We start from the raw sequence: 25246 nt of genomic DNA on the forward strand, positions 1-25246 counted from the left end.
TTATTAATTGCTCCCAACTTGTGACTTGTAAGAGCTTTCAATTTTACTGATAGTTGCGTTTAAGCTAGTCTTACCTGAGTAGTAGTTACCTAAGTTACCAGATAAGATGTTTTCAACTTCGCTAGAATGGATACCATATGAAACAGCAGGAATCTTATTCATGTTCTTCTTGAAGTATTGGTTAACTTTTTGATTGTAGAACGTATCCGTTGTATCCCATTCTTTGTTCTTCATTGCTGGTTTGTAAGTTGCAACAGCTGCTTGGTTCTTCAATACTTTAGCGTAGAAGCTTGAGTTACCATCAAACATGGTCTTCAAGAATTTCTTAGCAGCATTGTCAGCCTTAGTGTTACCAGTGTTTAAGACATACCAGCTAGAACCACCTTCGTTGGTTGAGTTCGTTGCACCCTTAACACCACTTAAACGTGGAACGGTTGCGATACCCCATTTGCCAGATGACTTCTTGTCAGCCTTGATAGAAGCTGAGAACCATGAACCTTCAATAACAGCTAAGTTGTTACCATTGTAGAGGGCTTTGTTCCGGGCGTTGAAGTCGCTGTAACCAGTAATTAAACCATCGTCTTTTAACTTCTTAACAGTCTTCAATGATTCTTTGAAGGCAGTTGAGTTAACATCTAATTTACCAGAGTCGTCAAAGTACCATGCACCAGCAGATTGTAATAATTGACGAACCATGTCTGGATCTTCACCAATTAAAGCACCAGTACCAAGGATGCTCTTACCGCTACCCTTGTGAACTTTTTCAGCTAATTTGATGAATTGATCCCAAGTAATATTGTCTAAATCTTTAGCAGTAACGCCATACTTCTTGAAGATATCTTTCCGATAGAATAATGCTGAAACCCCAGAGTCAAATGGCATCCCATAGGTCTTACCCTTGTATGAAACGACGCTCTTCTTATATGCTGAAAAATTGCTTAAATTAACGCTATCTTGTGTTAGGAAAGCATCTTGATATGAAGAAATTAATTTCTTAGCGCCGTAATCTTCAATCTTGATAATGTTTGGATAATTTTTCTTGTTCCCCGCAGATAAAACTGTTTGAACTTTGGTATTGTAATCGCCTTCAGTTTGAACCTTGAATTTGACACCAGAGCTCTTATGTTCGGCGTTATACATCTTAACCGCCGTCTTCATAACTGGAACGTTGAAATTAGGATCATCGGCCCAAATGGTAACAGTCGTGGTCCCTGAATTTGATGAAGAGCTTGAATTGGAGTTACCACATGCTGTTAATAATGTGGCACTGGCCATCACTACACCCATCCCTACGAGGGCTTTAGTAAACTTTTTCATCATTGTTTCCTCCTTTTTTTACAACCTCTTTATTTAACAAATCTTATTATGTAACCGTTTACAAAGAACGTCAACCTCATTTCTATCACATAATTTAGTAAAAATATAACTTTTCTCGGTTTTTACCTTTTTTACTTGTCATTTCACTCCAAAGTCAGCAAATAACAGAACAATAAATCATCCACATTTTTCAAATTAAAGCCGGTCGCTTCTTGAAATTTCCGAATGCGGTACTGTAATGTATTGCGGTGTACATAGAGTTTCTTCGCGGTTATGCTGACGTTGCCCCCATTTTGGTATAGGTTAGTTATCGTCGCTTGAGCATCTGGAATAGCGAGCAACTCGTGTTTACTTTTAACAATCAAAGGATTCTGACTCAGTTGCCGTTCAAAGCAATACTTCAAAATGCTGTTTGAGATAGAAAACACCCGCCGTCCGGTACTTTGCTGCACTTGAAACTGAAACAACTCTCGTTCCTTTGTAAAGACCGCCGCTAAAGCATCATCATCATGCCAATATTGGCCGACATAGAGCTTAGAACTGCATGAAAAATCTGTGTCTAATGTCTGGCTAATCCCCAGAAAGTCTTCACTTTCAAAGGTTTTACTAGTCTGCTGTTCAATTGCAATCGCATGCTCACGGCTAATCATAAATACGTCTAATAACGGCTGCTCGAACATCGATTTAAAAGCTTCCAACCATTTTGTTGGTGCAATTGCGGGATCATGATTAATAATTTGCACTTGAATAATTCGTAACGGCTTTTCTATCGTCTCCTTAGTAGTAGCTTTTTCACCCAAAAACAACCGCCGAAACCACCGGTGACCGTTAGCTAACAATGTTTTATCGTTACTTTGATCACCGACAACTAGCCGTAATAACTCAATTTCGCGGGTAGTTAACTCTGCCGCTGGTAACACCAACCATTGATTACCATACGGAAAGTTTAAGTACCGTTCATCATCAATCGGCGTTTTTTGATACTTAGCTGCTGGGAAGATCGCCTTGATTTGTCCAATTTCCATCGATATTCACACCTTTCCTAAGTAAAATTTTAGTAATACTTTTGTGCAAACTGACAAAATAGTTTTACCTCTTTTGTTCAAGATTAGCATATTTTTGTATGCGCTTCCAATCTATAATTAATTTTGAACTTAAATATTGAGGACGTGAATAAAATGGCTGAAGTTAAACTTGAACATATTTATAAAAAATACGATAACGCAAATGACTATTCTGTAACTGATTTTAATTTAGATATCAAAGACAAGGAATTCATCGTTTTCGTTGGGCCTTCTGGCTGTGGTAAGTCAACCACCTTACGAATGATTGCTGGTTTGGAAGACATTTCCAAAGGTGACTTAATCATCAATGGTAAGAAATGTAATAAATTGCCACCAAAGGAACGGGAAATTGCGATGGTCTTCCAAAACTATGCTTTATACCCACATATGACCGTCTATGGAAACATGGCTTTCGGCTTGAAGATTCAAAAGAAGAGCAAAGAAGACATTGATAAGCGTGTTAAACACGCCGCCGACATTTTAGGCTTAACGGAATACTTAAAACGTAAACCAGCTGCCTTATCTGGTGGTCAACGACAACGGGTTGCGCTAGGCCGGGCTATCGTACGTGATGCACCAATCTTTTTAATGGATGAACCTTTATCTAACTTGGATGCCAAGTTACGGGTTTCCATGCGGGCCCAAATTGCTAAGCTACACCAAGAACTCGATACAACTACCATCTACGTTACTCATGATCAAACTGAAGCCATGACGATGGCCGATCGCATCGTGGTTATGCGTGATGGGAAGGTCCAACAAGTTGGGACTCCTGCGGAAGTTTATGACAAACCAGCTAATGTCTTCGTCGGTGGTTTTATTGGCGCACCCGCTATGAACTTCTTCAATGTTCATTTGACTGACGGTAAGATTACTGATGACAAAGATGGCTTTAGCTTAGCTATTCCAGAAGGTCGTCTTAAATCCTTAATCGAAGCCGGCTATGACGACAAAGACTTCATCTTAGGCATTCGTCCTGAAGACATTCATACTGAAAATGCCTTCTTAGAAACCTTCCCTGAAAACGTCGTTCATGCTGAAATCGTTGTTTCTGAATTATTAGGGGCTGAATCACAACTTTATAGTAAAGTTGGTAACACTGAATTCGTTTCTAAAGTTAATGCTCGAGACTTCGAAAACCCTGGTACTCACATGGACATGGGCTTTGACTTAAACAAAGCACACTTCTTCGACCCCAAGACTGAATTAGCGATTGATAACAATATCGAATAATTTCAATTAGTCCTCCTCCTTTTATAAAAATAGCCCACCAATCATGATTACCTTAGAATCGTGATTGGCGGGCTATTTAGTTTATTTTAAGGACTCATATTGATAACTAATCGTATGTGTTACCGGTGCATCGGGCCACAACACGATTTTGCCAAAACCAGGATGATGGATAGCGTCTGGTAAGGTCTGCGCTTCGGTGGCCAAAGCATTATAGCGGTGGGCGGCCTCATTTTCGGCATTGAACGGATCAGCCGTATAGATCACCATGCTATTACGCTTAGAATAAATTTTAACTTGTCGTTGGCCGCTTGTATCGCCAACGATGGCCACCGGTTGATCAGCCGCAGCGGTGACTTCATAGGCATCATCGAATTCAACACCACCCGTGGTGTTCGCCAGATTATCGAGTGCGGTTTGCACACACTGTGGGTGGCGGAAATCATAAGCCGTTTGGTCGACTGCCACTTTTTCGCCCGTCGGCACCTTTTCTTGATCGACTTGTAGCCGTCGCTCACCATTGATTTGTAACCATTGCTGTTTCAGACTGGTGCGGTCATCGGTCACGTTCCAATAAACGTGGCAAGTCGGATTAAACAAGGTTGGGGCATCCGTTGCCCCCGTGTAACTGACTGTTAGGCGATTATTTTCATCCAAAGTAAACTTAATCTGCAAGTCTAAGTTACCCGGATAATGATCATCGGTCGCTAAAATACGGTGTTTTAAGATCACGCTAGCTTGGTCGCCATGATTCACCACTTCCCCACTGAAATCGAGGGTATTGAAACCATGGTAGCCACCATGTAGCGAATGGTGCTGCTCATTCATATCGATTTGATGGTGGCGCCCATCAATCGTAAAACCGGCGCCACCAATACGCCCTGCCACCCGACCGATACTTTGACACAGGCTCAACCCGATGCGCCGATAATCCGCAATACTAGGCAAACTCCAAATTAAGGAGCGTTCAACACCGTGTTCACAGACGACGAACTCTTGTAAAATCCCCCCATGGCTTAACACGGAGACCCGTGTTTGCTGCGTATTGATTAACGTATAACGCATCACCGTTGTTTCACCAAGTTGATCAAAAACACTAACTTTTGTTTTCATTTTGCACCTCTCACAATGTCGGCGTTAACGTCTTAACGACGCGCGCCGGATTTCCAGCAATCACGACATTATCACCAAATGAATCTACGACTACGCTGCCGGCACCCACCACGACGTTATTACCTAACGTAACGCCTGGGCAAATAACTGCACCGCCGCCAACCCATACATCATCGCCTAAAGTTACTGGCTTACCAATCCCCTGGGCGCCATTGCGACGTTGCGCCGGTTCGAGCGGATGGTTGACCGAATAGATTTGAACCCGCGGTCCTAATAAACAATGTTTGCCAATTGTAATTGGGGCAACGTCCAACATCACACAATCATAGTTGGCAAAAAAATCTTCGCCCACATGAATGTTGTAGCCATAGTCACACCGAAAAGTCGGATGGACACTGCAACTTAGGCCGGTGGACCCGAATAACTGTTTAATAAGTTGTTCACTCACAGTTGGATCTGTTTCTCCTAAGGCATTAAAGGCTTCGACTTGTTGGCGCGTCGCCGCTCGTTCAGCCACTAGCTCTGCATCGTACACGTCGAATTGTTCCCCCGCTAACATTTTTGCTTTCTCACTTTTGATCATGACCGCCAGTCCTTTCAGGATAAAAAAGAGGTTAGAATCACCAAGACCCTAACCTCCACCGTTATTCAATCTGCTAGATTAAATCCGTGCTGATTTAATTTGGAACATTGTTGCCAGGTCTTCTAATTGTTCGCCGGTTAAAGCAAAGGATAAGACCGTATGATGGCCGCCGCCTTGCTTCATCCAAGCTAAGGCGCCTGCTTTCAAGCCAACTTTTGGTGTCCAAAGTTGCTTGGCAACTGGTAATTTTGGTGTTTCAGCTTCTGGTTTGTGCGCCGCAACATCGTAACTGATCAATTTGAAGCCGTCACGGAAGTCTGAAACCGTGGCATCAATCGCATCACCTTCAGAGCCGGTAAAGACTAAGCGGGCTGGATCGGCTTTACCACCAATATCCAATGGGTGGACTTCGACCCGTGGCTTGTCGCTAGCAATCGATGGGTCAACTTCCAACATATGGGAACCCAAAATGGCTTCATGACCTTTACGCAAGTCCAACGTGTAGTCTTCCATGAAGGCGGTTTGCTTGTTATGGGCCATAATCTTCAATAGGCGGCCTAACGCTGCGGTCTTCCAGTCACCTTCAGCCCCGAAACCATAGCCGTCACGCATCAATAATTGTGCCGCTAAGCCAGGAAGTTGTTCCATGCCCCAGAGATCTTCAAAGTTGGTCGTAAAGGCCGTATAACCCCCACGGTCCAAGAAACGTTTGATACCTAAGTATTGTTGTAATTGTACGCGAACTGAATGTTCGTACTTATCCGCGGCGTTATCACCTTGAACCAAGGTGTACTTTTGCTTCAAGTCGGCATATTCCGCGTCGACATCTGCGTCACTTACTTGGTTGATTTCAGCAACTAGATCACCAATGCCGTAATAATCAACGGTCCAGCCCATGTCGATTTGTGCTTCGACCTTGTCACCTTCAGTAACGGCCACATTACGCATCGTATCGCCAAAACGGCAAACCTTTAACTTGAAGCTTTCGTTATAAGTAACGGCAACATCTTCCCAACGGGCAATTTCAGCTTGGACTTCTTCGTCGCCCCAGTAGCCATAAACAATCTTATTGTTAACGTGTAAACGGGCGTTAATATAAGCATATTCACGATCACCGTGTGCACTTTGATTCAAGTTCATGTAATCGAAATCAATATCCGCATATGGAATATTATTCAAGAATTGGGTTGCTAAATGTAGGAGTGGCTTTTGTAATAATTTCGCCCCGCGAATCCAGTTTTTAGCTGGTGAGAACGTGTGCATCCAAGTCATGACCCCGGCAACTTTGTCGTTGTAGTTGGCTTCTTTCATGAAGTCAGTAATACTTTGGGCAGTGGTCATTACCCCTTTGAAAACAACGGGATAAGGTAACTTGCCACTAGCATTTAACTTATCAACGATTTCACTAGCATCGGCACCGACCGCTTTTAATTGTTCTTCACCATAAAGATGTTGACTACCCGTAACGAACCAAAATTCATAATCAGAAACTTTTAACATAATTGTGCACACTCCTTAATTTTATTGATGTTTAGCATGATTTTGTGATTGGGCATTGGTTTGGCCGTAATACGCGCCATTACCATGTTTCCGGTAATAATGCTTATCGAGTAAGTATTGCGGTACGCGACAGTTATCCCGAGTTAATTGCAACGCGTGATAATCCATTTCAGCCACAACCTCTAAGACCTTCGCGTTATAAACGGCCTTGTCCGGCGTCGCGCCCCACGTAAAGGGACCGTGTTGCCGAACTAATACAGCTGGCACCGCCTCGGGATCCAAGTGACGTTCATTGAAAGTTCGCACAATGACTTTACCCGTATTTTCTTCATACGCATTTTCGATTTCAGCTTGCGTCAAGGCATCTGAAACCGGAACGTCGCCATAAAAGGTATCGGCATGCGTCGTGCCCAGTGCCGGAACGTCAATCCCCGCTTCAGCAAACGAAACCGCCCATGGTGAATGGGTATGCACGATGCCACCAATCGTTGGAAATTCGTTGTAGAGCACCGTGTGGGTGGGGGTATCACTAGAAGGATTCAGATTCCCCTCAACGACTTCACCTTTTAAATTCACGACGACCATGTCGCTAGGTTTTAAATCGCCATAATCCACGCCAGAGGGCTTAATGACGAACAACCCTTGATCGCGATCGATACCGGAGACATTGCCCCAGGTAAAGGTCACCAGATCCAATTGCGGTAACCGCATATTGGCGTCATACACTTCTTGTTTTAACTTATCTAACATAACTGTCCCTCTTTTATGACTTGACCGTTTCACCAGCCAAGGCTTCTAATTGCAAACTTTGTTGATAATTTTTAATGAATTGCTGATAACCGGCAACGCCTTCAGGTTCAGGATTGAGGGTCATCGTTTCTGGATTGACGAACACGTCACGATCCAAGAAGTCAGCTAAGTTATCACCAATTTGATGACGACTGGCGTAAATCGCTAAGACCGCCATCCCCCATGGACCACCTTCACTAGCCGTACTCATGACGGTAATCGGAATATTCAGTGCATTAGCTAACACTTGTTGTTCAATGACCGGTGTCCGGAATAACCCGCCTTGTGCAATCATGACATTCGTCTTGATTTTTTCCTGATTGACTAAGATGTCCATCCCAATTTTTAAAGGGGCAAACGCCGCATATAACTGCGATTGAATGAAGTTTGGCAAGGTAAACTTGCTATTTTCACCACGGACGAACAGTGGCCGACCAGTCTTGATCTTCGTAATATTTTCACCGGATTGATAGCTATAATTGACCAGATTGCCGGCGTCCGGATCAGCCTTAGTTGATACTAAGAACAAGGTTTCATATAATTGGTCCGGTTTTAAATTCACGCCTAACCGTTGGGCGAATGCGTTGAAAATACCGCTCCAAGCATTGATATCGGATGAACAATTGTTAACATGGACCATTGCTACCGGTGCGCCAGCTGGCGTCGTCACAATATCAATATCCCGATAAACTTGGCTCAACGGTTGATCCAAGACATTCATGGAGAAAGCCGACGTCCCGACGGAGATATTCCCAGTTCGTGGCCGGACACTATTGGTGGCGACCATCCCGGTACCCGCATCGCCCTCAGGAGGTGCCATAACGCTTCCGGGGGCTAATTGCCCACTTGGATCAAGTAACGCTGCCCCGGCGGCAGTCAAATGGCCAGCAACCGTTCCGGCTGGTAATGGCTTAGGTAAGATATCGGTAATGCGCCAAGGATTAGCTTGGACATTCGTCAACGAATTGAACTTCGTCAGCATCGTTTCGTCATAAGTCCCCGTAGTTTCATCAATCGGGAAGACCCCGGACGCATCGCCAACGCCTAAAACTTTTTCACCGGATAGTTGCCAGTGAACGTAGCCGGCCAACGTCGTTAAATAATCAATGTCCGTCACATGTGATTCCTCGTTTAAAATTGCTTGGTATAAATGCGCGATACTCCAACGTTGTGGAATATTAAAACCAAATAACGCAGTTAACGCATCCGCAGCGGTTTCAGTCATGTTATTGCGCCAAGTTCTAAATGGCACCAGTTGCTTACCCGATTGATCAAAGACTAAGTACCCATGCATCATCGCACTAATGCCTATTGCATTGAGTTTCGTTAATTCACAGTGATATTTGCTTTGAACATCGGCCGCCATTTGTTGGTAGCTTTGTTGAATACCCGCCCAAACATCTTCGAGCGCATATGTCCAGATATTATTTTCTAACTGGTTCTCCCAAACATAACTGCCGGTCGCAATCGTTTTAAAGTCTGAGGTAACTAGGACAGCTTTGATCCGGGTCGACCCCAATTCAATCCCTAACGACACGGAACCGTTTTCAATTTCTTGTGACGTTTCAATTAAATTCACTTTAGTTCACCCCTTGATGCCGCATTGGTTGTGGCTTTTGATGTTCAGTACCTTGCGCTTCGATTTCTTCCAAGGTATGGCCCCGCGTTTCTGGCACGCAGCGGTGAATGAAGATCACGCCTAAAATACAGATGACGCCAAAGATGGCAAAGACCGCTTCTTGTGACATGGAAGCCGTCATGATTGGGAACAATAACCCGACCACGAAGGAACCAATCCAGTTAAATGATGAGGCTACGCCGGATGCCCGGCCCCGAATGGCCAATGGGAAGATTTCTCCCACTAAGACCCAAGTTAACGGTGCCCAAGTAAAGGAGTAAAACGCGACATAGATACATAAGAAGACGACGATCATCATGGGATTCGTATTTGGTACTAAGCTATTAATGATGGATGGTAACAAGAACGATAAACCCATGACGGTCCCGCCAAGCATTAATAACGTACGACGATTGAATTTGTCCGCAATCCATAAGAAGAGCAATGAACCAACGACCAAGATAATGCCTTGAATAATCGGCCACATTAGCGCGGAACTAGCTGAACTCCCAGTGGCTTTTTCAACAATTAACGGAATGTAGTAGAAGATGGCATTAGCACCTTGGAATTGTTGGAAGGCCGCCACCCCAACACCAGCAATCACTAAGTAGCGATATTTGCTATCCATCAAGGTCGCTAATGACGTATTTTGAGCAGCGGTAGTTTCTTGTTTCGCAGTTGATTGAATCGTCTTGATTTCTTTTTCAACTTGATCAGCTGGCCGGATGCAAGCTAAGACGGCCCGTGCGTCATCCAACTGATTAGACTTAACTAAGAACCGTGGTGATTCTGGCAAGCGGCTCACGCCAAGAAATAAAATAATTGCAGGAACAGCAGCTAAGCCTAACATTAAGCGCCATGCAAATTGTTCAGGTAAATTTTTAAGTAAGTAATCCATGATATATGAGAGCAACATGCCGGAAACAATCATTGTTTGATTGATTCCTGACAACCGGCCACGCAAATGCGCCGGTGCCATTTCAGACATGTAAGCTGGCACTAATGCGGAGGCAGCTCCGACGGCTAACCCTAATAACATCCGCACGATAATTAAATAATATTCGCCGTCATTCGGTGCAAACCCTGATAGGATTGAGCCTAAGGCAAACACTAACGATGACATTAAAATCATTTTGCGGCGACCAAGTCGATCGGATAATTGGCCGGCTAACGCCCCACCAAAAATCGCGCCAAACATCACCGCCGATGTAATCCAACCAACTAACGTGGCATTCGTTAAGTTCCAATCTTGTTTCAAAAATGGTAGTGCGCCAGTCATAACCCCAATGTCATAACCGAACAAAATACCGCCAAAAGAGCCGAAAAAATAAATAAAGCCACTTGAAATCTTTTTACTTGGACTCATCTTAAAACCTCCACATCTCAACTAAAACTCTTTTTAATAAAAGCGCTTTCAACACCATTTAAGTTACACTATTCATACGCATAAATCAACACTCAATTTATTTATACGTATAAATTCCAAATCTAAAAAAACAAGCAACCGTTACAGCCCGTAGCCATGCCGTTGCTTGTAAAAAAAACATTTATTTTTGCGTTGAGGCCCGCACAACCAAATTCGGTTCAAACGCGACTGATTTGATGCTGCGACCATTGATTAAATCAATCATCAGCTGGCCGGCCGTCGTGCCCATGCCTTCTTTTTCATGGGTCATGGTCGTGAGGCTCGGACTAATATATTGGTCCATTTGATAATCATCAAAGCCAGCCACTGCCACATCTTCAGGGACGCTTAAGTGCTGTTGCTTTAAGTAATCAATCACCTTGATGGCCAGTTGATCGTTGTAGCAAACAATCGCACTCGGGGCCGTGGCTTGCGCCATAGCGGTCTTGATTTGCGTGGCAATCTTATCAAAGTCATCACTCGATTGATACATAATCAAGCGACTCCGGTAGGCAATATCAGGATGTTGTTGATAAGCCGCAACAAAACCATTCATCCGGTGGACGCCCTGAATATCATCAATTTGAAAGATACCCAAAATGTCTTGATGGCCTAACTTAAACAAGTAGTTTACCAGTTGCTGTTCAGCAGCTTGATCCTTCGTCGTTACTGCTGGAAAGTGTAAATTGGGATACGCGGCGTTAATAAATAATACCGGGATGTTTTGTTCTTTAATCTTTTGATATAAGTCCATATTGGGATTAGGGAGCGCACTTTGCGTCGGCTCGATAATCAGGCCAGCCACTTGCGTATTTAACATGCTTATTAGGCTCCGACGTTCCTTTTCATGGTCATTGTGGGTCACACTGAGCATCAACGAATAGCCGGCCTCTGAGACGACCTGATCCATCCCATAAATGATCTGCGGAAAGATATAGTCGGCGATGTGGGTCGCAATAATACCAATCAGATGCTGATTATTGTCATTCGACCAATCTTTTTGCCAATCTTGCACGAACATCCCGCCACCTTGAATGCGGTAAATGTAATGGTCATTTTCGAGCTCCCCGACTGCTCGTCTGACCGTATACCGACTGACTTCATACTGAGCCATCAAGGCTGATTCCGTCGGCAATTTTTCGTTAACTTGATACTTCCCCGCTAAAATTTCTTTTTTTAACCCATTAATAACGCGTTGATATTTACTTTCCATCTGCTGTCCTCACCAATAGTTTTCCTTTTGTTTAGTTAATCCTGAATTGTTACCGCCTAGTGCTTCACTATTTATTATACTGGAAAATCACAAATTGACGACCGGTTTGACCTAATAAATTAGTTAGTTTAGGTCATTATTTATCCGGATAAATCAATTAATCAACAAAAATCCCGGCAACTTTACGCTAGTTGCCGGGATTTCGTGAGTTTCATAAATTTATTTGTTCGTAACGGGCGCTTTTGCCGTGGTTGTTGGTAAAGAATCCAAGAAGTGACTGAAGCATTGCTTCAAGAAGTGTTCACTACCATCGTCGTTCAAATGATCAGCTTCATCAAACTTGGTGCCAGCTTGTGGCAACATGAATTCATTACCAGGCATGACTTGGGCATCCACCCCAGGCGCATCCAAGATTTGACGTAAGTTCATTTGGGCGCGGACGGTCCCTTGAATCCCAAGGGAGGTCCCAACGATCATCACGGGCTTATCCTTAAAGGGATGTTCCGCACATGATAACCATTCAATAGCACTCTTCAAAGCGGCTGGAACCGCATGGTCGTATTCGGGTACCCCAATAACGACACCATCGGCGGCTTCAATCTTCGCTGCTAATTGCTTAACGGCTTCTGGTTCGTTATCCAAATCATCTTCGTTGAACAACGGTAAGTCTTTGATTTCTGAAATTTCAAAGTTAACTTGGGTATCAAACAAATCTTTCATTGCGTATAACAATTTGCGGTTATATGATTTCGAAGCATTCGTCCCGACAATCGCCACGATGTTAGCTTCGTCATCACCGGCATTTTCTTGGACTTTGGCATTTTCACTCGCCGCTGCCCCAGCCACATAACCGGAAGAAATACCCCAAGTATTCATCATACTTGGCATTGAATCATGCCCGTTGGCCCCACCGATAACTTCACCAGCACCAAAGTAATTAGCCACTGGTGCATTCTTGCTCGTTAAGAGTTGTAAACTCTTAGCATCCGCTGAATAGCCACCTAAAGTCGTGGCAAAGCGATCGCGTTGTTCAACAACATAGTAAGTGTCACCTTCATAGGCGTGCAAGAACTTCGGATCACGGCCGAATTCACGGTCATGGCCATCCTTAACGTAGCCTTGGTAATCACTTAACGTTTGAGCTAACCGCGCTTCATCGATACCAGCTGCGGCTGCAATGGTCTTTAAATCGCCTTTAGCAAAGACTGGCCGTTGATCTTTTTGATCAAAGAACTTCTTGATTTCAGGCGCCGTAAAGTCGTGTAGGATCAAGAGATCATAGAACTTCTTCCAAGTCCGTTCATCCATGATTAAGTAAGCCACTTTGTCCGCTTGCTTTAAGATAGCATTCCGAAATGCCGTGTAGACATTAGATTCGTTGACAATCCGTTCACCTTTAGTGTTAACGTAGATGGATCCCATATCAGTGGCTAATTTTGACGCGTAAGTCGTTAATTTAGCGACCCCTGGTTCAACTTCAACACCGTGTGGATAAATCTTGTACCAGCCTAAGTCATGGGTCTGCAAGTCAATTTCTTTATTGAATTGATAAGCATCACCCGTGGAAGTCATTGGCCCATAATAGTCAATGCCTTCGCTTTCTGCACCCCGCATCGGCTTGCTAGCACCATGACCACCCGTTGCTAAGACCACTGAACGTGCCTTGATCTTAACTGTCGTCTTATGTTGAGCGGCGATTACGCCGTTAACTTGATGATTACGATTAAAGGTCAATGATTCAACCCGAGTATCTAACAAGATCTGCCCACCAGCGGCGGCAAAAGCCTTGGAAACTTTTTGAATGAATTCAAAGCTGCTGGCTGATGGCAATTCGATTTGGCGGTTGATCGAATGTTCCGCGGTTTGCGTTTGCGCTTTTTGATAGTGCAAATCAGCAAAGTCACTAATAAAGTCAATCGCCGGACCGATGTTTTTAACCATCAAGTCCGTCAATGCTGGATAGTTGGTCTCAAGACTTTCGCGAGCCACATCTTGGGCTAACATTTCCGGCGTATCATGGTTGTTATCAAAAATTTGCGCTGCCACTTTGGAGCCAGTCCCCACAACGTTAGAACCGTTCAAAATCGTGGCGCCACCAAGGTAACCGTTCTTTTCAACTAAAGTGACCGTTTGGCCTTGCGCTAAGGCCCGGCAACCGGCGACTAAGCCCGCTTCACCACCACCGATGATTAAGACATCGGTCTTGTAGTGTTCCGTCTTCGCAACTGCCTTTTTCTTCGGCGTTGGCGTTACCGTAATATCGGCATCGTTAACAGCTTGATCGGCTGACTTCAACAAAGCTTGAGTCATGACCGTGGCGCCACTAATCGTATCGACATTAAACGATTGTTCTTCAATAATATTATGTTTCAGCTTGTCAATGACTTGGTTAAAAATGCCGGATGTTTCGGAATGCTTCAAAATTTTCAAATCTTCAATTTTGTTATCCTGAATATCCACTTCGTAATTGATAATGCCGTTGTGGCCCATTGCAGACCCAGTAATTTGTTTTTCGTTACTCAATTAAAAACACTCCTTTGCGTCGCGGCGTTAAGCCACTGGTGACAACAACGTGCTGCTGATGATCGACGAATATCGCTTCAGTATCAGGTAGCGTTTCAATCAATTCGCTACCTCGCTGGGCGCCTTGGAAATAGCAGACCGTCGTTAAGACTTCCGCCAATTCTGATTGGCCCGTAATAATCGTGACCTGATCCACTTGGTTTTCAACTGGGTAACCAGTTCGCGGATCTAAGATATGGTGATACATCTGATTACCGACTTTGAAATAACGTTCAAAGATACCGGACGTCACCACGGTCCGGGCCGGCATTTGGACTTGCACGAGCGGTAACCCGCGGGGGGCGGTCGGGGCTTGAATCCCGACTTCCCAGCGATGGTCTTCCGTGTACGGATGCTGTCCTAATAGTTTCACATTGCCACCAAGATTGACGATGGCACTTGTCACTCCAGCTTGGCGCAACTGTTCAACAATTTGATCGGCAAAGTACCCTTTCGCAATAGCCCCAAGATCAATCTGCATCCCTGGTTGCTTCAAAAAGACACTATGGTCATGCGCCTGCAAGTCGACTTGATCCAGTTGCATGAGTTTTAATCGGGCCGTTATTTCAGCTTGCGCCGGGACTTGCTGACCGCCAAAACCAATCTTCCACAGCTTAACGAGCGGTCCAATTAATACATTGAAGCTATCCGCATGCTGCTTGGAATAAGCTAAAGAGGCGGCAATTAAGTTAAAGCAGGTCGGACTGACCTTCACTGGCCGAACGCCCGCTTGTTGGTTAATCGCATTTAACTCCGAATCGGGCCGATTCATCGAAAAAACTTGGTCCATTTGTTGTAAGTAATCATAGATTTGTTCGATGATCGACTGATTGGGGGTAAACAACGTTATCGAAATCACGGTGCCCATCATCGGAAATTGCGAGACATATTTTTTATGCGCCGTCGTTTCAGGCATGGCCACCGCTTCCTTTTTAATTAATTTAATTTCAAATCTTCAAGTTCTGGTCGTAAGTGATCCAAGGCGATTTGCCCGGGGGCTGAAGCTGCGCCAACCGTCGCAAAGGACAAACATGAGCCAAAGACTTCACCAGCCATCCGGGAAACTTTACCTAAGTCGCCCATCGACATCGTAATAACCGGTTGGCTTAACTTTTCCCGGGAAATATTTGTCGCCGTGAGCAACGTCAAGACGTCGTCAACTGACTGCGGCATCACCGCCATCTTGGCAACATCGGCGCCTAAAGCGACCATACTCGTTAACCGTTCCACGATATCAGCTTGGGCCGGCGTCTTGTCAAAATCATGATTACTCATAATAACGACGACGGACTTATCATGCGCCGCCGCGACAATTTCTTGAACGGCCGCTTCGGCGTGATAGCGTTCCACGTCTAACGCATCGGTAAAGTCACCGGCTAAGACATCGCGGCAAACTTGGAAATAATCGGCATCACTTAACGCCAACTCGCCGCCTTCACCTTGCGTCCTGAAAGTCGTCAATAAGGCAATATCACCTAAGGCGGCCCGTAATTGTTGACCCGTAGCTTGTAACTTAGCCGCGGTCGTCACATCTTCGTAAAAATCAATGCGCCATTCCACGACATCGGGTTTAGCTGCTTTGATAGGATCCACAGCGGCTAAAATATCGGCCGTCGTTTTCCCAGTAATGGGGACGGCGATCTTTGGTCGGCCGGACCCTAATTCAATATTTCGTAACTTAACGACTGGTTGCTTCATCAGTAGCAGCTCCCTTCGAAGAATTTTTACCAAACAAGTGATAATAACGAATCGTGATAATAACCGCTAAGATAAAGCCGATTAACGCGATAATCACATCAAACAAGAAGATTTTAGCTAAGTTGGTGGACATCATCCCAGTGACCAGCGGAATCGTAAAGGAGGCAATTGAACCAGCGGTATAAAAGGCCCCGGTGATCGTTCCTTTACCGGATGGGAAGAAGGTCGACATAATCGTTAAACCGAGTTGCATGACCCCACCAGCGGCAGAGAACCCCACGACAAATGACATAATCGAACACATAATGGCCGTTGGGAACATGTACATTAATAACAAGGATAAAAATGAAATCAACGTGTACACGCCTAAGAATTGAATTTCTTTGACGGCGCGTTTAGCTAAGGCCGCGGTGACTAACACACACACGATCGATCCAACACTGTAATAACTAATCAATGCTCGTGAACTAGCATCACCCATGCCGGCCACTTTCGTCCCATATTGGCTTAACCATTGGCTAACCAAATAGAACGTGGCTTGCGAAACATACCCATAAAGAATAAATAACGTCCCATCGAACCATAAACTACCTTTAGACTTAGGTGCGGGTGCTTCCGTTTTAGCAGCAGCTTTTTCGGCAACTTGGGCATCTTGGTTAGCAACTGGGAATTTACCAGCACTAAGCAAGAAAATCAAGTTAACGACTAAGACCACGATACATAAGATAAATGACCAGCCATACCAGTAGTTACCGGCAACTAGGAAACTAACTAACAATGGTAAACCGAATTGACCAACGGAAATGAAAGCCTTGATAATCACGTTCGCCGTTCCTTTTTCAGCTGGGAACATTTCCATTAATGCTGGATAAGTCCCAGAGTCCAGGAACGAGTTCGCAATCCCGGCGAGAATCCCGAAGAAGTAAGCCACCGCAATTGACGGACTCATAATGATCCCGACAAAGAAGAGTAAATAAGTGATGACCCCTAAAATAACGAATGGCTTACGGCCAAATTTATCTGATAAATACCCGGAAACGAGTAAGACGATCAACCGTCCAATCCCGAGTGACGAAATGACGACGGCAACGCCGCCAGTCGTGGTTCCCCACTGTTTAGCGAGGGAATCCATGTTTTGCGCTAAAATAATGACGCCCATCCCGTGAATGAAGTAGTTCATATACAGGCTGATGGCAGTCGGCATATATTTATTTTTCATGAGTATCCTCCGTTACCAATTCAAACAATTATTTTTTGTCATCATCAAACAAGATTTGACGAATGTAATCAACTGGCATATCTTCACCAGTCCAAAGTTTGAAAGCAGCGGCGCCTTGTTCAAGCATCATACCTAAACCATTGAAAACATGTTCAACACCGGCTGACTTAGCAACTTTCATTAATTTTGTTTCACGTGGTGCATAGACCGTATCGAAAACGACTAAGTCCTTACGGAACCAAGTTGGATCATCAACTAAAGTTTCATTTTCCAATGGCTTCATCCCAACACCGGTTGAATCGGCATAAATAAATGAGCTTTGGATTTCCTTTTTAAAGTCATCGCGATCTTCTAAGTCATGTAAGGTGGCTTTGCAATCCGTTTTTTCATTGATCAAAGCCACATTCTTTTCAGCTTGCTTCCATGAAGCATCATGAATATTGAAAATAGACATTTCACTGACACTATCTAAAGCAGCTTGTACGGCAATGGCCGTCCCAGCGCCACCAGCACCCGCTAAGGTCATCTTGTGACCGCGAATATTGATGCCTTCATCATCTAAGGACTTCATGAAGCCAATCCCATCGGTGGTGTAACCCGTTAAGACGCCATCATCGTTAACAATCGTATTAACGGCCCCAACCATTTCAGCGGCTGGGTCTAATTTATCCAATAATGGAATGACCTTTTGTTTGTTAGGCATGGAAATGTTAGAACCACGCATGTCTAACGTCCGAATCGATTCAATCGCTGAAGGTAACGTGTCATTGATTACTTCAAATGCTAAGTAAGCATAGTTCAAACCTAATTTAGCAAAAGCATTATTGTGCATTGTTGGTGACATTGAATGCCGAATCGGATAAGCCATCAAACCAATTAATAAAGTATGTCCGTCAATTCTTTCTGTCATGTTAACTCACTCCTAGATTTATTTTTATGATATTGTTACTCAATTCACTTGTTAGCTTAGCAAAAAAGTTTGATATAATAAATATGGATATATCGATTAATCAATAGAATTAATTTATGAATGAAAGGGGTACCATTTTCATGAACTTAAAACACCTCCAATTCTTCAAAGAATTAGCGCGCACCCAACATATGGCTCAAGCCGCTGAAAACCTTGGTATTTCACAGCCTTCTTTGAGTTATGCGATAAAAAAGCTCGAAAGCGAACTCGGCGTGCCATTATTTGAACCAGATGGCCGTAATATTAAATTAACTCACATCGGCAGCGTTTATTTGACGTACATTACCGCCAGTTTAAACGATTTATCACAAGGTAATGAGTTGGTTCGCCAATTAATGAATCCCGATACCGGGCACGTCAACCTTGGCTTCACTTATACCTTGGGCCAACAACTCGTTCCTGAATTACTGACTAACTTTCAGCATGATACGCAAAACCGCGCGATCACCTTCGCTTTGAATCAAGGTAATACGACCGACTTATTAGAAGACTTAGCCGCCGAAAAGTACGATATGGTCATTGCTTCAAGTATTCCTAAGCTTGGCGATCAAGCTACCGATAACCTCTTCGACTTTATTCCGCTGATCCAACAAGAAGTCGTCGCTGCTGTGCCCCGGGACCATCCACTCGCGACTAAACCACATTTGCGTGTTCAAGATTTAGCGCCGTATCCGATGATCTTGTTCACTAAAAACAGTGGCTTACGGCCCTTGATCGACCAAATTTTAGCGAGCGCGGACGTTACGCCGCAAGTCGCTTATGAAGTTGAAGAAGATCATACGATGGTGGGCTTCGTCAAACACCAATTCGGGGTGGCCCTCTTGCCATACTTACCACTATTGGATCAAACGGACGTATTATTAAAGCATTTGGACGACCAACCATTACAACACCAGATTTACTTAGTCGTCCGCCGCAATCATTTCATGACGCCGTCGGTCCATCGGTTCCAAGAATTCAGTCGCAGTTACTGTTGGCAGCACTACACTAACCAAGACCGCCTTTTATAAACATGGGTCAACTGCTTAGTCCGTTGGCCCGTCTCCAAGCGTGCCGCTAGTTCCATGTGACTCATCAGAACACGAAAAATATCCCGTCTAATGATTATTTTCATCAGACGGGATCTTTATTTAATTAACGATTTAATTTGTTTTTGCAACTAAGCGTGGTTCGTATTTGAAGCCGATGACAATCAAGCTACAAACGACGCCCACCGCTGCAATCAGGACATCAAACCACATAATTTGATGAATCCCCACTTGCGAGATCCACGCCGTAAAGACGGGAATCGTAAACGACGCTAGGCCGCTCGCGGTGTAATAAATTCCGGTAATCCGCCCTTTAGCACCGGGGAAGGTCTCACTCATAATCGTTAACCCAAGTTGCATGACACCACCAGCAGCCGAACAACCAATAATAAACGAGCTAATCATGGCCACATGCCAGGCGGGAATCATGGTAATGGCTAACAAGGCGGCCAACGAAACGACCGTATCCAATAACATGAACCAGACTGGTTTTAAGACCCGTTCGACTAGCAAGGCCGTGACAACCACACCTAAAATCGAGCCGACGCTATAAATGCTGACCAGCATCCGCGCATGAACTAAGTTCAAATGGACAACACTCGTGCCATACTTGGTTAGCCATTGACTCACTAAGTAAAAGGTCGCCATGGAAATGTAGCCAAATATGGTTAGGACCACACCTAAAACCAGTTGTTGCCACGTTAATCTCGTTTTAGTGGCAACTTGCTTTTCAGCCGGCTTAGTTGTTGATAGTGCCGGGAACTCGCGCGTCCGTAAAAAGAAGAAATTAATCAACATTAAGGCCACACATAGCAAGAATGACCAGCCATACCATAAGTTGAAGTGATCTAAGCCTGCGACGATAATGGGCAATAATAATTCACCAATCGACGCGAACGCCTTAATCATAATATTCGCCGTGGCTTGGCGTTGCGGATAAAGTTCCATCAAGGCGGGATACGTCCCAGAGTCGAGGAAAGAATTCGCCATTCCGGCTAAAATCCCAGCGGCGTAGGCCACGTAGACATCTGGTGCCACAACAATCCCCACGAAAAACAGCGTATACGTTAAAATGCCGAGTTGCACAAAGAACTTGCGTCCCACCCGGTCAGAAAACGATCCCGCTAGATACAAAACTAACAAGCGCCCGATACCGAGTGACGAAATTACTAAAGAAACGCCGGCATCACTAACATGCCATTGTTGACTTAAGACGGTCATGTTTTGGGCCAAGATAACGATGGCCATCCCATGAACTAAGTAATTTAGGTACAGACAAATGGTTGTTTTGGTACGTTCCAATTTGGTCATTTAGGCTCACCTGTGCTTTGCTAAAAATTTTGAATTGGGTAACAAAACACTTGCTCATTTTTTAACTATTTAACCGGAAACCAAGATATTTGTCAATCCTAGTCATTTAACAAAAAAGTGCTGAGCCGCCTATTAGACGAACTCAGCACCGTCGTTAACTAACTTAAATCTAAATCAGCTAAGCTCATTTTCTTTTTAGGTGCGGGCTTTGGTTTTTCGAGCCCGTTATTTTTAATGACTTCTTGATACCAGTAGAATGACTTCTTCGGATAACGCGCCAACGTCCCGTGGCCTTCGTCGTCTAAGTCGACATAGATGAAGCCATAGCGTTTGCTCATTTCACCCGTTGAGGCACTAACTAAATCAATGCAGCCCCATGGCGTGTAACCCATCAAGTCGACGCCATCAGCAATCGCGCCGGCCATGGCTTGGATGTGTTGTTTCAAGTAATCGATGCGGTAATCATCTTCGACATGGAAGTCTTTTTCCGGATGGTCGATCGCGCCTAAACCATTTTCAACGACAAACAATGGTTTTTGATAACGATCATATAATTCGTTTAAGGCGACGCGTAATCCAGTTGGGTCAATTTGCCAACCCCAGTCGCTGGCTTTCAAGAATGGGTTCTTAACGCCACCCATTAAGTTACCTGCGACCGTATCCGTATCGCGACCAGTCGTTTCAACGGCCATCGACATATAGTAGCTAAAGCCGACGTAATCGACTGGATATTCCTTTAATAAGGCTAAGTCGCCATCAGTCGTTTCCAAATCTTCAAACTTCAAGCCATATTCAGCTAATAACCGCTTCGTGTAAGCCGGATAAGCCCCGCGAACTTGCACATCGCCACAGAAGAAGTTGAAATCTTGGTTTTGATGTAAGTTTGCTAATTGGTTTTCTGGATTTGAGTCATAGCTGTAACTCGTTGCATATAAAATCATGCAACCAACTTGCAAGCCCTTGTTGAGTTCATGCGCAATCTTAACGGCCTTGGCACTGGAGACAAATTGATTATGCCAAGCTTGGAAGACATTCTTCTTATCATCAGCGCCCGTTGATGGTACCATCCCTTGACCCATCACTGGGAAATGGGCAGCACTATTGATTTCATTGAAAGTCATCCAATATTTAACTTTGTCTGCATAACGAGTTAAGACGGTCCGCGCAAAGCGTTCGTAAAATTCAATCAAGTAATGGTTTTTCCAACCACCATATTTTTTCGCTAAGTTTAATGGTAATTCATAATGTGAAATCGTGATAACGGGTTGAATGTCATGTGCCAAACATTCGTCGATGACGTCATCATAAAACTTCAAACCCGCTTCGTTTGGTTGCATTTCGTCACCGTTTGGAAAAACGCGCGACCAAGCAATGGAGAAACGGTAACATTTGAAGCCCATTTCAGCAAACAAGGCGATATCTTCTTTGTAATGATGATAAAAATCAATCCCAAGATGGTTTGGATAAGTATATTTATCTTCATCAATCGTCCAATCAAAATCTGGTTGGGACACAATCTTAAAGCGGTCTTTACCACCAGGCAAGGCATCCGCGATAGATAACCCGCGGCCGCCTTCTTGATAGCCCCCTTCTAATTGGTTGGCAGCAGTTGCGCCGCCCCATAGGAAGCCTTCTGGAAATTCTGACATATAAAATGACACCCTTTCTGACTTATGTTTTGAAAAATGTTAGCCCTTACATGACAGTATAATCATTTTGTTGTCCGAATATCAAATTAATTAATTGTCCGAACTACCGTTATTGGGTTGCCAAAATCATTAAATTGGCCCATATCGCTTTTGTAGCGATCGACAAGTAGCGCTATCAAGGCTACTCCCAGCGCTTTTTAACGAGGAACGCCGCATCTTTTGGTTGCCGCTCCCGAGTAAAAATACCTTTACGATTACCGTTTACTCGCAGAACCCCTTGATTGGTCTGAAAGTCGGCGAAGTTCCAAATCAGCTCGCCTTGAATAAATGAATATTCATCAAAGATATCAAAATATAATTGTAAAAACTCATTTTGATATTCTTGGCTCCACATCACGCTCGGTAACTTATGCTCAGTTACTAGGTTATCCGTTCCAAACTCACTAAAGACGAACGGTTTGTGTAAATGTTTGGCTTGCCACTGGTCAAGTTCCGCTTTAAAGGCGACCGTCGCTTCATCAAACGACTCACCACTGTTAATGTACCAGCCATAGTAGCGATTCAGGCAAATAAAGTCGCACAGCGGATAAACTTGGCATGTATCTGGTTGACTGTTTTTTTCAAAGGCGCCCGTGCACGGTCGTTGTTGCACGTCAGCTGCCCGTGCGGCTTTGAAGATATCTTTGAAATAAGTAGCGGCTTCCGTACTCGTTGTTTCTGGTTCATTGAACAAGCTCCAAGCAAAGACACACGGGTGATTTTTGTCGCGTTGGATCATTTCATTAACTTGCGTGATGTGATTGTGCTTTAACGTTGGTACTGTCGGCGTTTCAAAGAAATGCGTGAACTTACCTTTACCCGCATCGGCAAAATTTTGGGTGGACTGCATCATGCCCACGGCTGGCACTTCATCAATGACTAAGAACCCTTCCGCATCCGCCATTTGGTACCATTCTTCGGCATACGGATAATGACTCGTCCGAAAACAGTTGGCATTAGTCCACTTCATACATTCAAAGTCCCGTTTTACAATACTCCAGTTGAAGGCTTTGCCTAGCACATCAAAATCTTCATGTTTCGCATAACCTTTCAAATAAACGGGTTCATCATTAATTAAGATCTGCTCACCGTGAACCGCAACCGTGCGCAACCCAATCGATGTTTGGTATGCATCCACAAGCTGTCCCGCCACCTGTAACTGCAATTTCAAAGTATACAAATAGGCGTGTCGTACTTGCCACAAGTGCGGGTTCGAGACGACGAGCTTACCGGCTACGCCTGTATTTTCGGCGACAACCTGGCCATCGGCATCACAAAGTTGCGCCGTAATGGTTCCCGTGGCACTTTGCACGTGATACTGTAGCGTCGCCGTGGTGGCCTGCAAAGTTGTCACAGTATCAAAATCAGTAATCGCCTGTTTAGGTAGCGTCATTAGCCAGACATTTCGTTGAATCCCTGCATAGTTGAAGAAATCAAAGTATGGTTGGGCCACTAACCGGCCAGTCGGCAACGTTTTAGTCGTCCCAACCGGTAATGTTGCTTCACTCAATTCATTATTTAACTTAATGACCAGGTGGTTAACGGTCACGGCATTGACCGCGGCTGTAATGTCTGCCACCACTGGTAAAAAGCCCCCTTCATGGGTCGTAATTTCAACGCCATTACAATAAATAACGGCACGGTGCGTCAAACTACCAAACCGTACCAGCAACGTTTGCTCATCCCAATCGCGGGGCACGTAAAAGTCCGTCTGATACCAGAAATCTCCCGTATAATCACGTGATTCACGGTCTGTGAACAAATCCGCAAAACTGCCCGGGACCGGCATTGAAATCGTGTCAGTTAAGCCTCGCTCCCAATGTTCAGCCGGCCCCACTTTTTGAGGATCAAACTTAAATTGCCACAGCCCATTTAACGACTTGTTATCGCGATACGAATTGCTAACTGGATATAAAACTGATGTTGTCATGATAATTACCACCTCACTGAAATTAATTGCTATGGGTTACTTTAGTTGATTTGGTAAGCGATTACAACATCCGAATAAAATATCCGATTAGAAAAATGTCTACAATGTTCGATAATGACTTTCCTTTATAAAGAAATGACTTTACATTTGTTAAAAGCTGGTTATAATATAGTTGTAAGCGCTTACGAATACTAAAAAAAGGAAGATTCAACATGACTACTACACTATTGCCAGATGATTTTCTCTGGGGAAATTCGACTTCAAGTATGCAAACTGAAGGCGCTTGGGATGAAGACCATAAAGGTAAATCCGTTTATGACGTCCGCCCAGCTACCGAGAATAGTTCCGACTGGAAAGTCGCCGTTGATGCTTATCATCGCTACCCTGAAGACGTAGCTCTAATGAAAGATCTAGGGATGAACTGCTACCGATTCCAAATTTCTTGGAGTCGCGTGCAACCGGATGGCGAAGGTGATTTCAATGAAGCCGGTATTGCGTTTTACCAAAAACTAATTGACTCATTGTTAGCTGCGGGCATCGAACCAATGATTTGTCTCTATCATTTTGACATGCCGTTGAGTTTGGCAGAAAAATATAATGGCTTTGTAAATCATGCTGTAGTTGAGGCCTTCTTTAAGTATGCTAAAAAGATGGTCGACACTTTTGGACCAAAAGTAAAGTATTGGATCACGTTTAACGAACAAAACTTATACGGCTTTGGCGAAGCTTTCAAAGCTAGTGGCTATTTAAAGGGCGATGAATCATTGCGTGATTTATATCAAATCCAACACAACATTGCCTTAGCACACGCCAAAGTTGCTAACTATATTCATGAAACGCAACCGAACTTGTTAATTGGTGGCATGGAAGCCTTCCAAGAAGCTTATCCAGCTAGTCCTAATCCCAAAGATGTCGAAGCCGTTCGGCGTTTCAAAGAATTTACTGATTATAATTTAATTGGTAGATTGCAAATTTAATCCGAATTTTTGGACAAATTGTTCAGCATAA

Annotated in this window: 19 protein-coding genes and 1 pseudogene; 3 read left to right on the forward strand and 17 right to left on the reverse strand. The window is 44.1% G+C overall.

Annotated features, from left to right (window positions below):
* Positions 1-3 precede the first annotated feature (3 nt).
* Positions 4-1320, reverse strand: a complete 1317-nt coding sequence (locus DY78_RS11280) for an ABC transporter substrate-binding protein (RefSeq protein WP_081754438.1) — start codon at positions 1318-1320, stop codon at positions 4-6.
* Between the two features lie 140 nt (positions 1321-1460).
* Positions 1461-2342, reverse strand: a complete 882-nt coding sequence (locus DY78_RS11285; protein WP_024625911.1) for a helix-turn-helix domain-containing protein — start codon at positions 2340-2342, stop codon at positions 1461-1463.
* Positions 2343-2495: 153 nt separating this feature from the next.
* On the opposite strand from DY78_RS11285, the gene DY78_RS11290 reads away from it, so the two are divergent.
* The gene (locus DY78_RS11290; protein ID WP_024625912.1) at positions 2496-3614 is read left to right on the forward strand and encodes an ABC transporter ATP-binding protein; all 1119 of its coding nucleotides are present in this window, start codon (positions 2496-2498) and stop codon (positions 3612-3614) included.
* 81 nt (positions 3615-3695) lie between these two features.
* Here DY78_RS11290 and DY78_RS11295 read toward each other — a convergent pair whose 3' ends face one another.
* From DY78_RS11295 to DY78_RS11350, 12 genes are all read right to left on the reverse strand, one after another.
* Entirely contained in the window at positions 3696-4724 is a 1029-nt protein-coding gene (locus DY78_RS11295) for an aldose epimerase family protein (RefSeq protein ID WP_024625913.1), read from the reverse strand.
* Positions 4725-4734: 10 nt separating this feature from the next.
* On the reverse strand, positions 4735-5307 hold the full coding sequence (locus tag DY78_RS11300; RefSeq protein WP_029779126.1) for a sugar O-acetyltransferase: 573 nt from the start codon (positions 5305-5307) through the stop codon (positions 4735-4737).
* A gap of 78 nt (positions 5308-5385) precedes the next feature.
* A complete protein-coding gene (gene araA / locus DY78_RS11305; RefSeq protein ID WP_024625915.1) occupies positions 5386-6807 on the reverse strand; it encodes an L-arabinose isomerase in 1422 nt (473 codons plus the stop codon).
* Between the two features lie 21 nt (positions 6808-6828).
* A complete protein-coding gene (locus DY78_RS11310) occupies positions 6829-7557 on the reverse strand; it encodes an L-ribulose-5-phosphate 4-epimerase (protein WP_024625916.1) in 729 nt (242 codons plus the stop codon).
* Positions 7558-7570: 13 nt separating this feature from the next.
* Entirely contained in the window at positions 7571-9175 is a 1605-nt protein-coding gene (locus DY78_RS11315) for a xylulokinase (RefSeq protein ID WP_024625917.1), read from the reverse strand.
* A gap of 1 nt (position 9176) precedes the next feature.
* Complete coding sequence (locus DY78_RS11320) at positions 9177-10580, reverse strand: sugar porter family MFS transporter (protein WP_024625918.1); 1404 nt, start codon at positions 10578-10580, stop codon at positions 9177-9179.
* 181 nt (positions 10581-10761) lie between these two features.
* Positions 10762-11832 (reverse strand): GntR family transcriptional regulator, encoded by a 1071-nt coding sequence (locus DY78_RS11325; protein ID WP_024625919.1) that lies wholly within the window; start codon positions 11830-11832, stop codon positions 10762-10764.
* A 219-nt stretch (positions 11833-12051) separates the two neighbouring features.
* On the reverse strand, positions 12052-14322 hold the full coding sequence (locus DY78_RS11330; protein ID WP_029779127.1) for an FAD-dependent oxidoreductase: 2271 nt from the start codon (positions 14320-14322) through the stop codon (positions 12052-12054).
* 25 nt (positions 14323-14347) lie between these two features.
* On the reverse strand, positions 14348-15310 hold the full coding sequence (locus tag DY78_RS11335) for an FAD:protein FMN transferase (protein WP_024625921.1): 963 nt from the start codon (positions 15308-15310) through the stop codon (positions 14348-14350).
* Between the two features lie 20 nt (positions 15311-15330).
* Positions 15331-16092 carry a type I 3-dehydroquinate dehydratase gene (gene aroD, locus DY78_RS11340; RefSeq protein WP_024625922.1) on the reverse strand — a complete coding sequence of 254 codons (762 nt, stop codon included), beginning with the start codon at positions 16090-16092 and terminating at the stop codon, positions 15331-15333.
* The gene (locus DY78_RS11345) at positions 16073-17311 is read right to left on the reverse strand and encodes an MFS transporter (RefSeq protein WP_024625923.1); all 1239 of its coding nucleotides are present in this window, start codon (positions 17309-17311) and stop codon (positions 16073-16075) included. Before DY78_RS11345 ends, aroD begins: the two co-directional genes overlap by 20 nt.
* Before the next feature lie 28 nt (positions 17312-17339).
* Positions 17340-18221, reverse strand: a complete 882-nt coding sequence (locus DY78_RS11350) for a shikimate dehydrogenase (protein WP_024625924.1) — start codon at positions 18219-18221, stop codon at positions 17340-17342.
* Between the two features lie 140 nt (positions 18222-18361).
* Here DY78_RS11350 and DY78_RS11355 point away from each other — a divergent pair, with 140 nt between their 5' ends.
* A complete protein-coding gene (locus tag DY78_RS11355; RefSeq protein ID WP_024625925.1) occupies positions 18362-19291 on the forward strand; it encodes a LysR family transcriptional regulator in 930 nt (309 codons plus the stop codon).
* Between the two features lie 132 nt (positions 19292-19423).
* Here DY78_RS11355 and DY78_RS11360 read toward each other — a convergent pair whose 3' ends face one another.
* From DY78_RS11360 to uidA, 3 genes are all read right to left on the reverse strand, one after another.
* The gene (locus tag DY78_RS11360) at positions 19424-20620 is read right to left on the reverse strand and encodes an MFS transporter (RefSeq protein ID WP_024625926.1); all 1197 of its coding nucleotides are present in this window, start codon (positions 20618-20620) and stop codon (positions 19424-19426) included.
* A 158-nt stretch (positions 20621-20778) separates the two neighbouring features.
* Positions 20779-22269, reverse strand: coding sequence for a glycoside hydrolase family 1 protein (locus DY78_RS11365; protein ID WP_051502080.1), 1491 nt, complete (start codon positions 22267-22269; stop codon positions 20779-20781).
* Positions 22270-22450: 181 nt separating this feature from the next.
* A complete protein-coding gene (uidA, locus tag DY78_RS11370) occupies positions 22451-24238 on the reverse strand; it encodes a beta-glucuronidase (protein WP_024625929.1) in 1788 nt (595 codons plus the stop codon).
* A 212-nt stretch (positions 24239-24450) separates the two neighbouring features.
* Here uidA and DY78_RS11375 point away from each other — a divergent pair.
* A pseudogene (locus DY78_RS11375) lies at positions 24451-25194 on the forward strand (glycoside hydrolase family 1 protein); the annotation flags it as partial.
* Positions 25195-25246: the final 52 nt, after the last annotated feature.

Source organism: Lactiplantibacillus fabifermentans DSM 21115 (assembly GCF_000498955.2).
Taxonomy (GTDB): Bacteria; Bacillota; Bacilli; order Lactobacillales; family Lactobacillaceae; genus Lactiplantibacillus; species Lactiplantibacillus fabifermentans.

What these genes read in the sequence shown, in the direction of transcription:
- DY78_RS11280 (WP_081754438.1), bottom strand. Translation starts at nt 1,320, where the DNA reads ATGATGAAAAAGTTTACTAAAGCCCTCGTAGGGATGGGTGTAGTGATG.
- DY78_RS11345 (WP_024625923.1), bottom strand. Translation starts at nt 17,311, where the DNA reads ATGAAAAATAAATATATGCCGACTGCCATCAGCCTGTATATGAACTAC.
- aroD (WP_024625922.1), bottom strand. Translation starts at nt 16,092, where the DNA reads ATGAAGCAACCAGTCGTTAAGTTACGAAATATTGAATTAGGGTCCGGC.
- DY78_RS11290 (WP_024625912.1), top strand. Translation starts at nt 2,496, where the DNA reads ATGGCTGAAGTTAAACTTGAACATATTTATAAAAAATACGATAACGCA.
- DY78_RS11285 (WP_024625911.1), bottom strand. Translation starts at nt 2,342, where the DNA reads ATGGAAATTGGACAAATCAAGGCGATCTTCCCAGCAGCTAAGTATCAA.
- DY78_RS11310 (WP_024625916.1), bottom strand. Translation starts at nt 7,557, where the DNA reads ATGTTAGATAAGTTAAAACAAGAAGTGTATGACGCCAATATGCGGTTA.
- DY78_RS11355 (WP_024625925.1), top strand. Translation starts at nt 18,362, where the DNA reads ATGAACTTAAAACACCTCCAATTCTTCAAAGAATTAGCGCGCACCCAA.
- DY78_RS11320 (WP_024625918.1), bottom strand. Translation starts at nt 10,580, where the DNA reads ATGAGTCCAAGTAAAAAGATTTCAAGTGGCTTTATTTATTTTTTCGGC.
- DY78_RS11360 (WP_024625926.1), bottom strand. Translation starts at nt 20,620, where the DNA reads ATGACCAAATTGGAACGTACCAAAACAACCATTTGTCTGTACCTAAAT.
- DY78_RS11350 (WP_024625924.1), bottom strand. Translation starts at nt 18,221, where the DNA reads ATGACAGAAAGAATTGACGGACATACTTTATTAATTGGTTTGATGGCT.
- DY78_RS11295 (WP_024625913.1), bottom strand. Translation starts at nt 4,724, where the DNA reads ATGAAAACAAAAGTTAGTGTTTTTGATCAACTTGGTGAAACAACGGTG.
- DY78_RS11300 (WP_029779126.1), bottom strand. Translation starts at nt 5,307, where the DNA reads ATGATCAAAAGTGAGAAAGCAAAAATGTTAGCGGGGGAACAATTCGAC.
- DY78_RS11335 (WP_024625921.1), bottom strand. Translation starts at nt 15,310, where the DNA reads ATGCCTGAAACGACGGCGCATAAAAAATATGTCTCGCAATTTCCGATG.
- araA (WP_024625915.1), bottom strand. Translation starts at nt 6,807, where the DNA reads ATGTTAAAAGTTTCTGATTATGAATTTTGGTTCGTTACGGGTAGTCAA.
- DY78_RS11365 (WP_051502080.1), bottom strand. Translation starts at nt 22,269, where the DNA reads ATGTCAGAATTTCCAGAAGGCTTCCTATGGGGCGGCGCAACTGCTGCC.
- DY78_RS11325 (WP_024625919.1), bottom strand. Translation starts at nt 11,832, where the DNA reads ATGGAAAGTAAATATCAACGCGTTATTAATGGGTTAAAAAAAGAAATT.
- DY78_RS11330 (WP_029779127.1), bottom strand. Translation starts at nt 14,322, where the DNA reads ATGGGCCACAACGGCATTATCAATTACGAAGTGGATATTCAGGATAAC.
- uidA (WP_024625929.1), bottom strand. Translation starts at nt 24,238, where the DNA reads ATGACAACATCAGTTTTATATCCAGTTAGCAATTCGTATCGCGATAAC.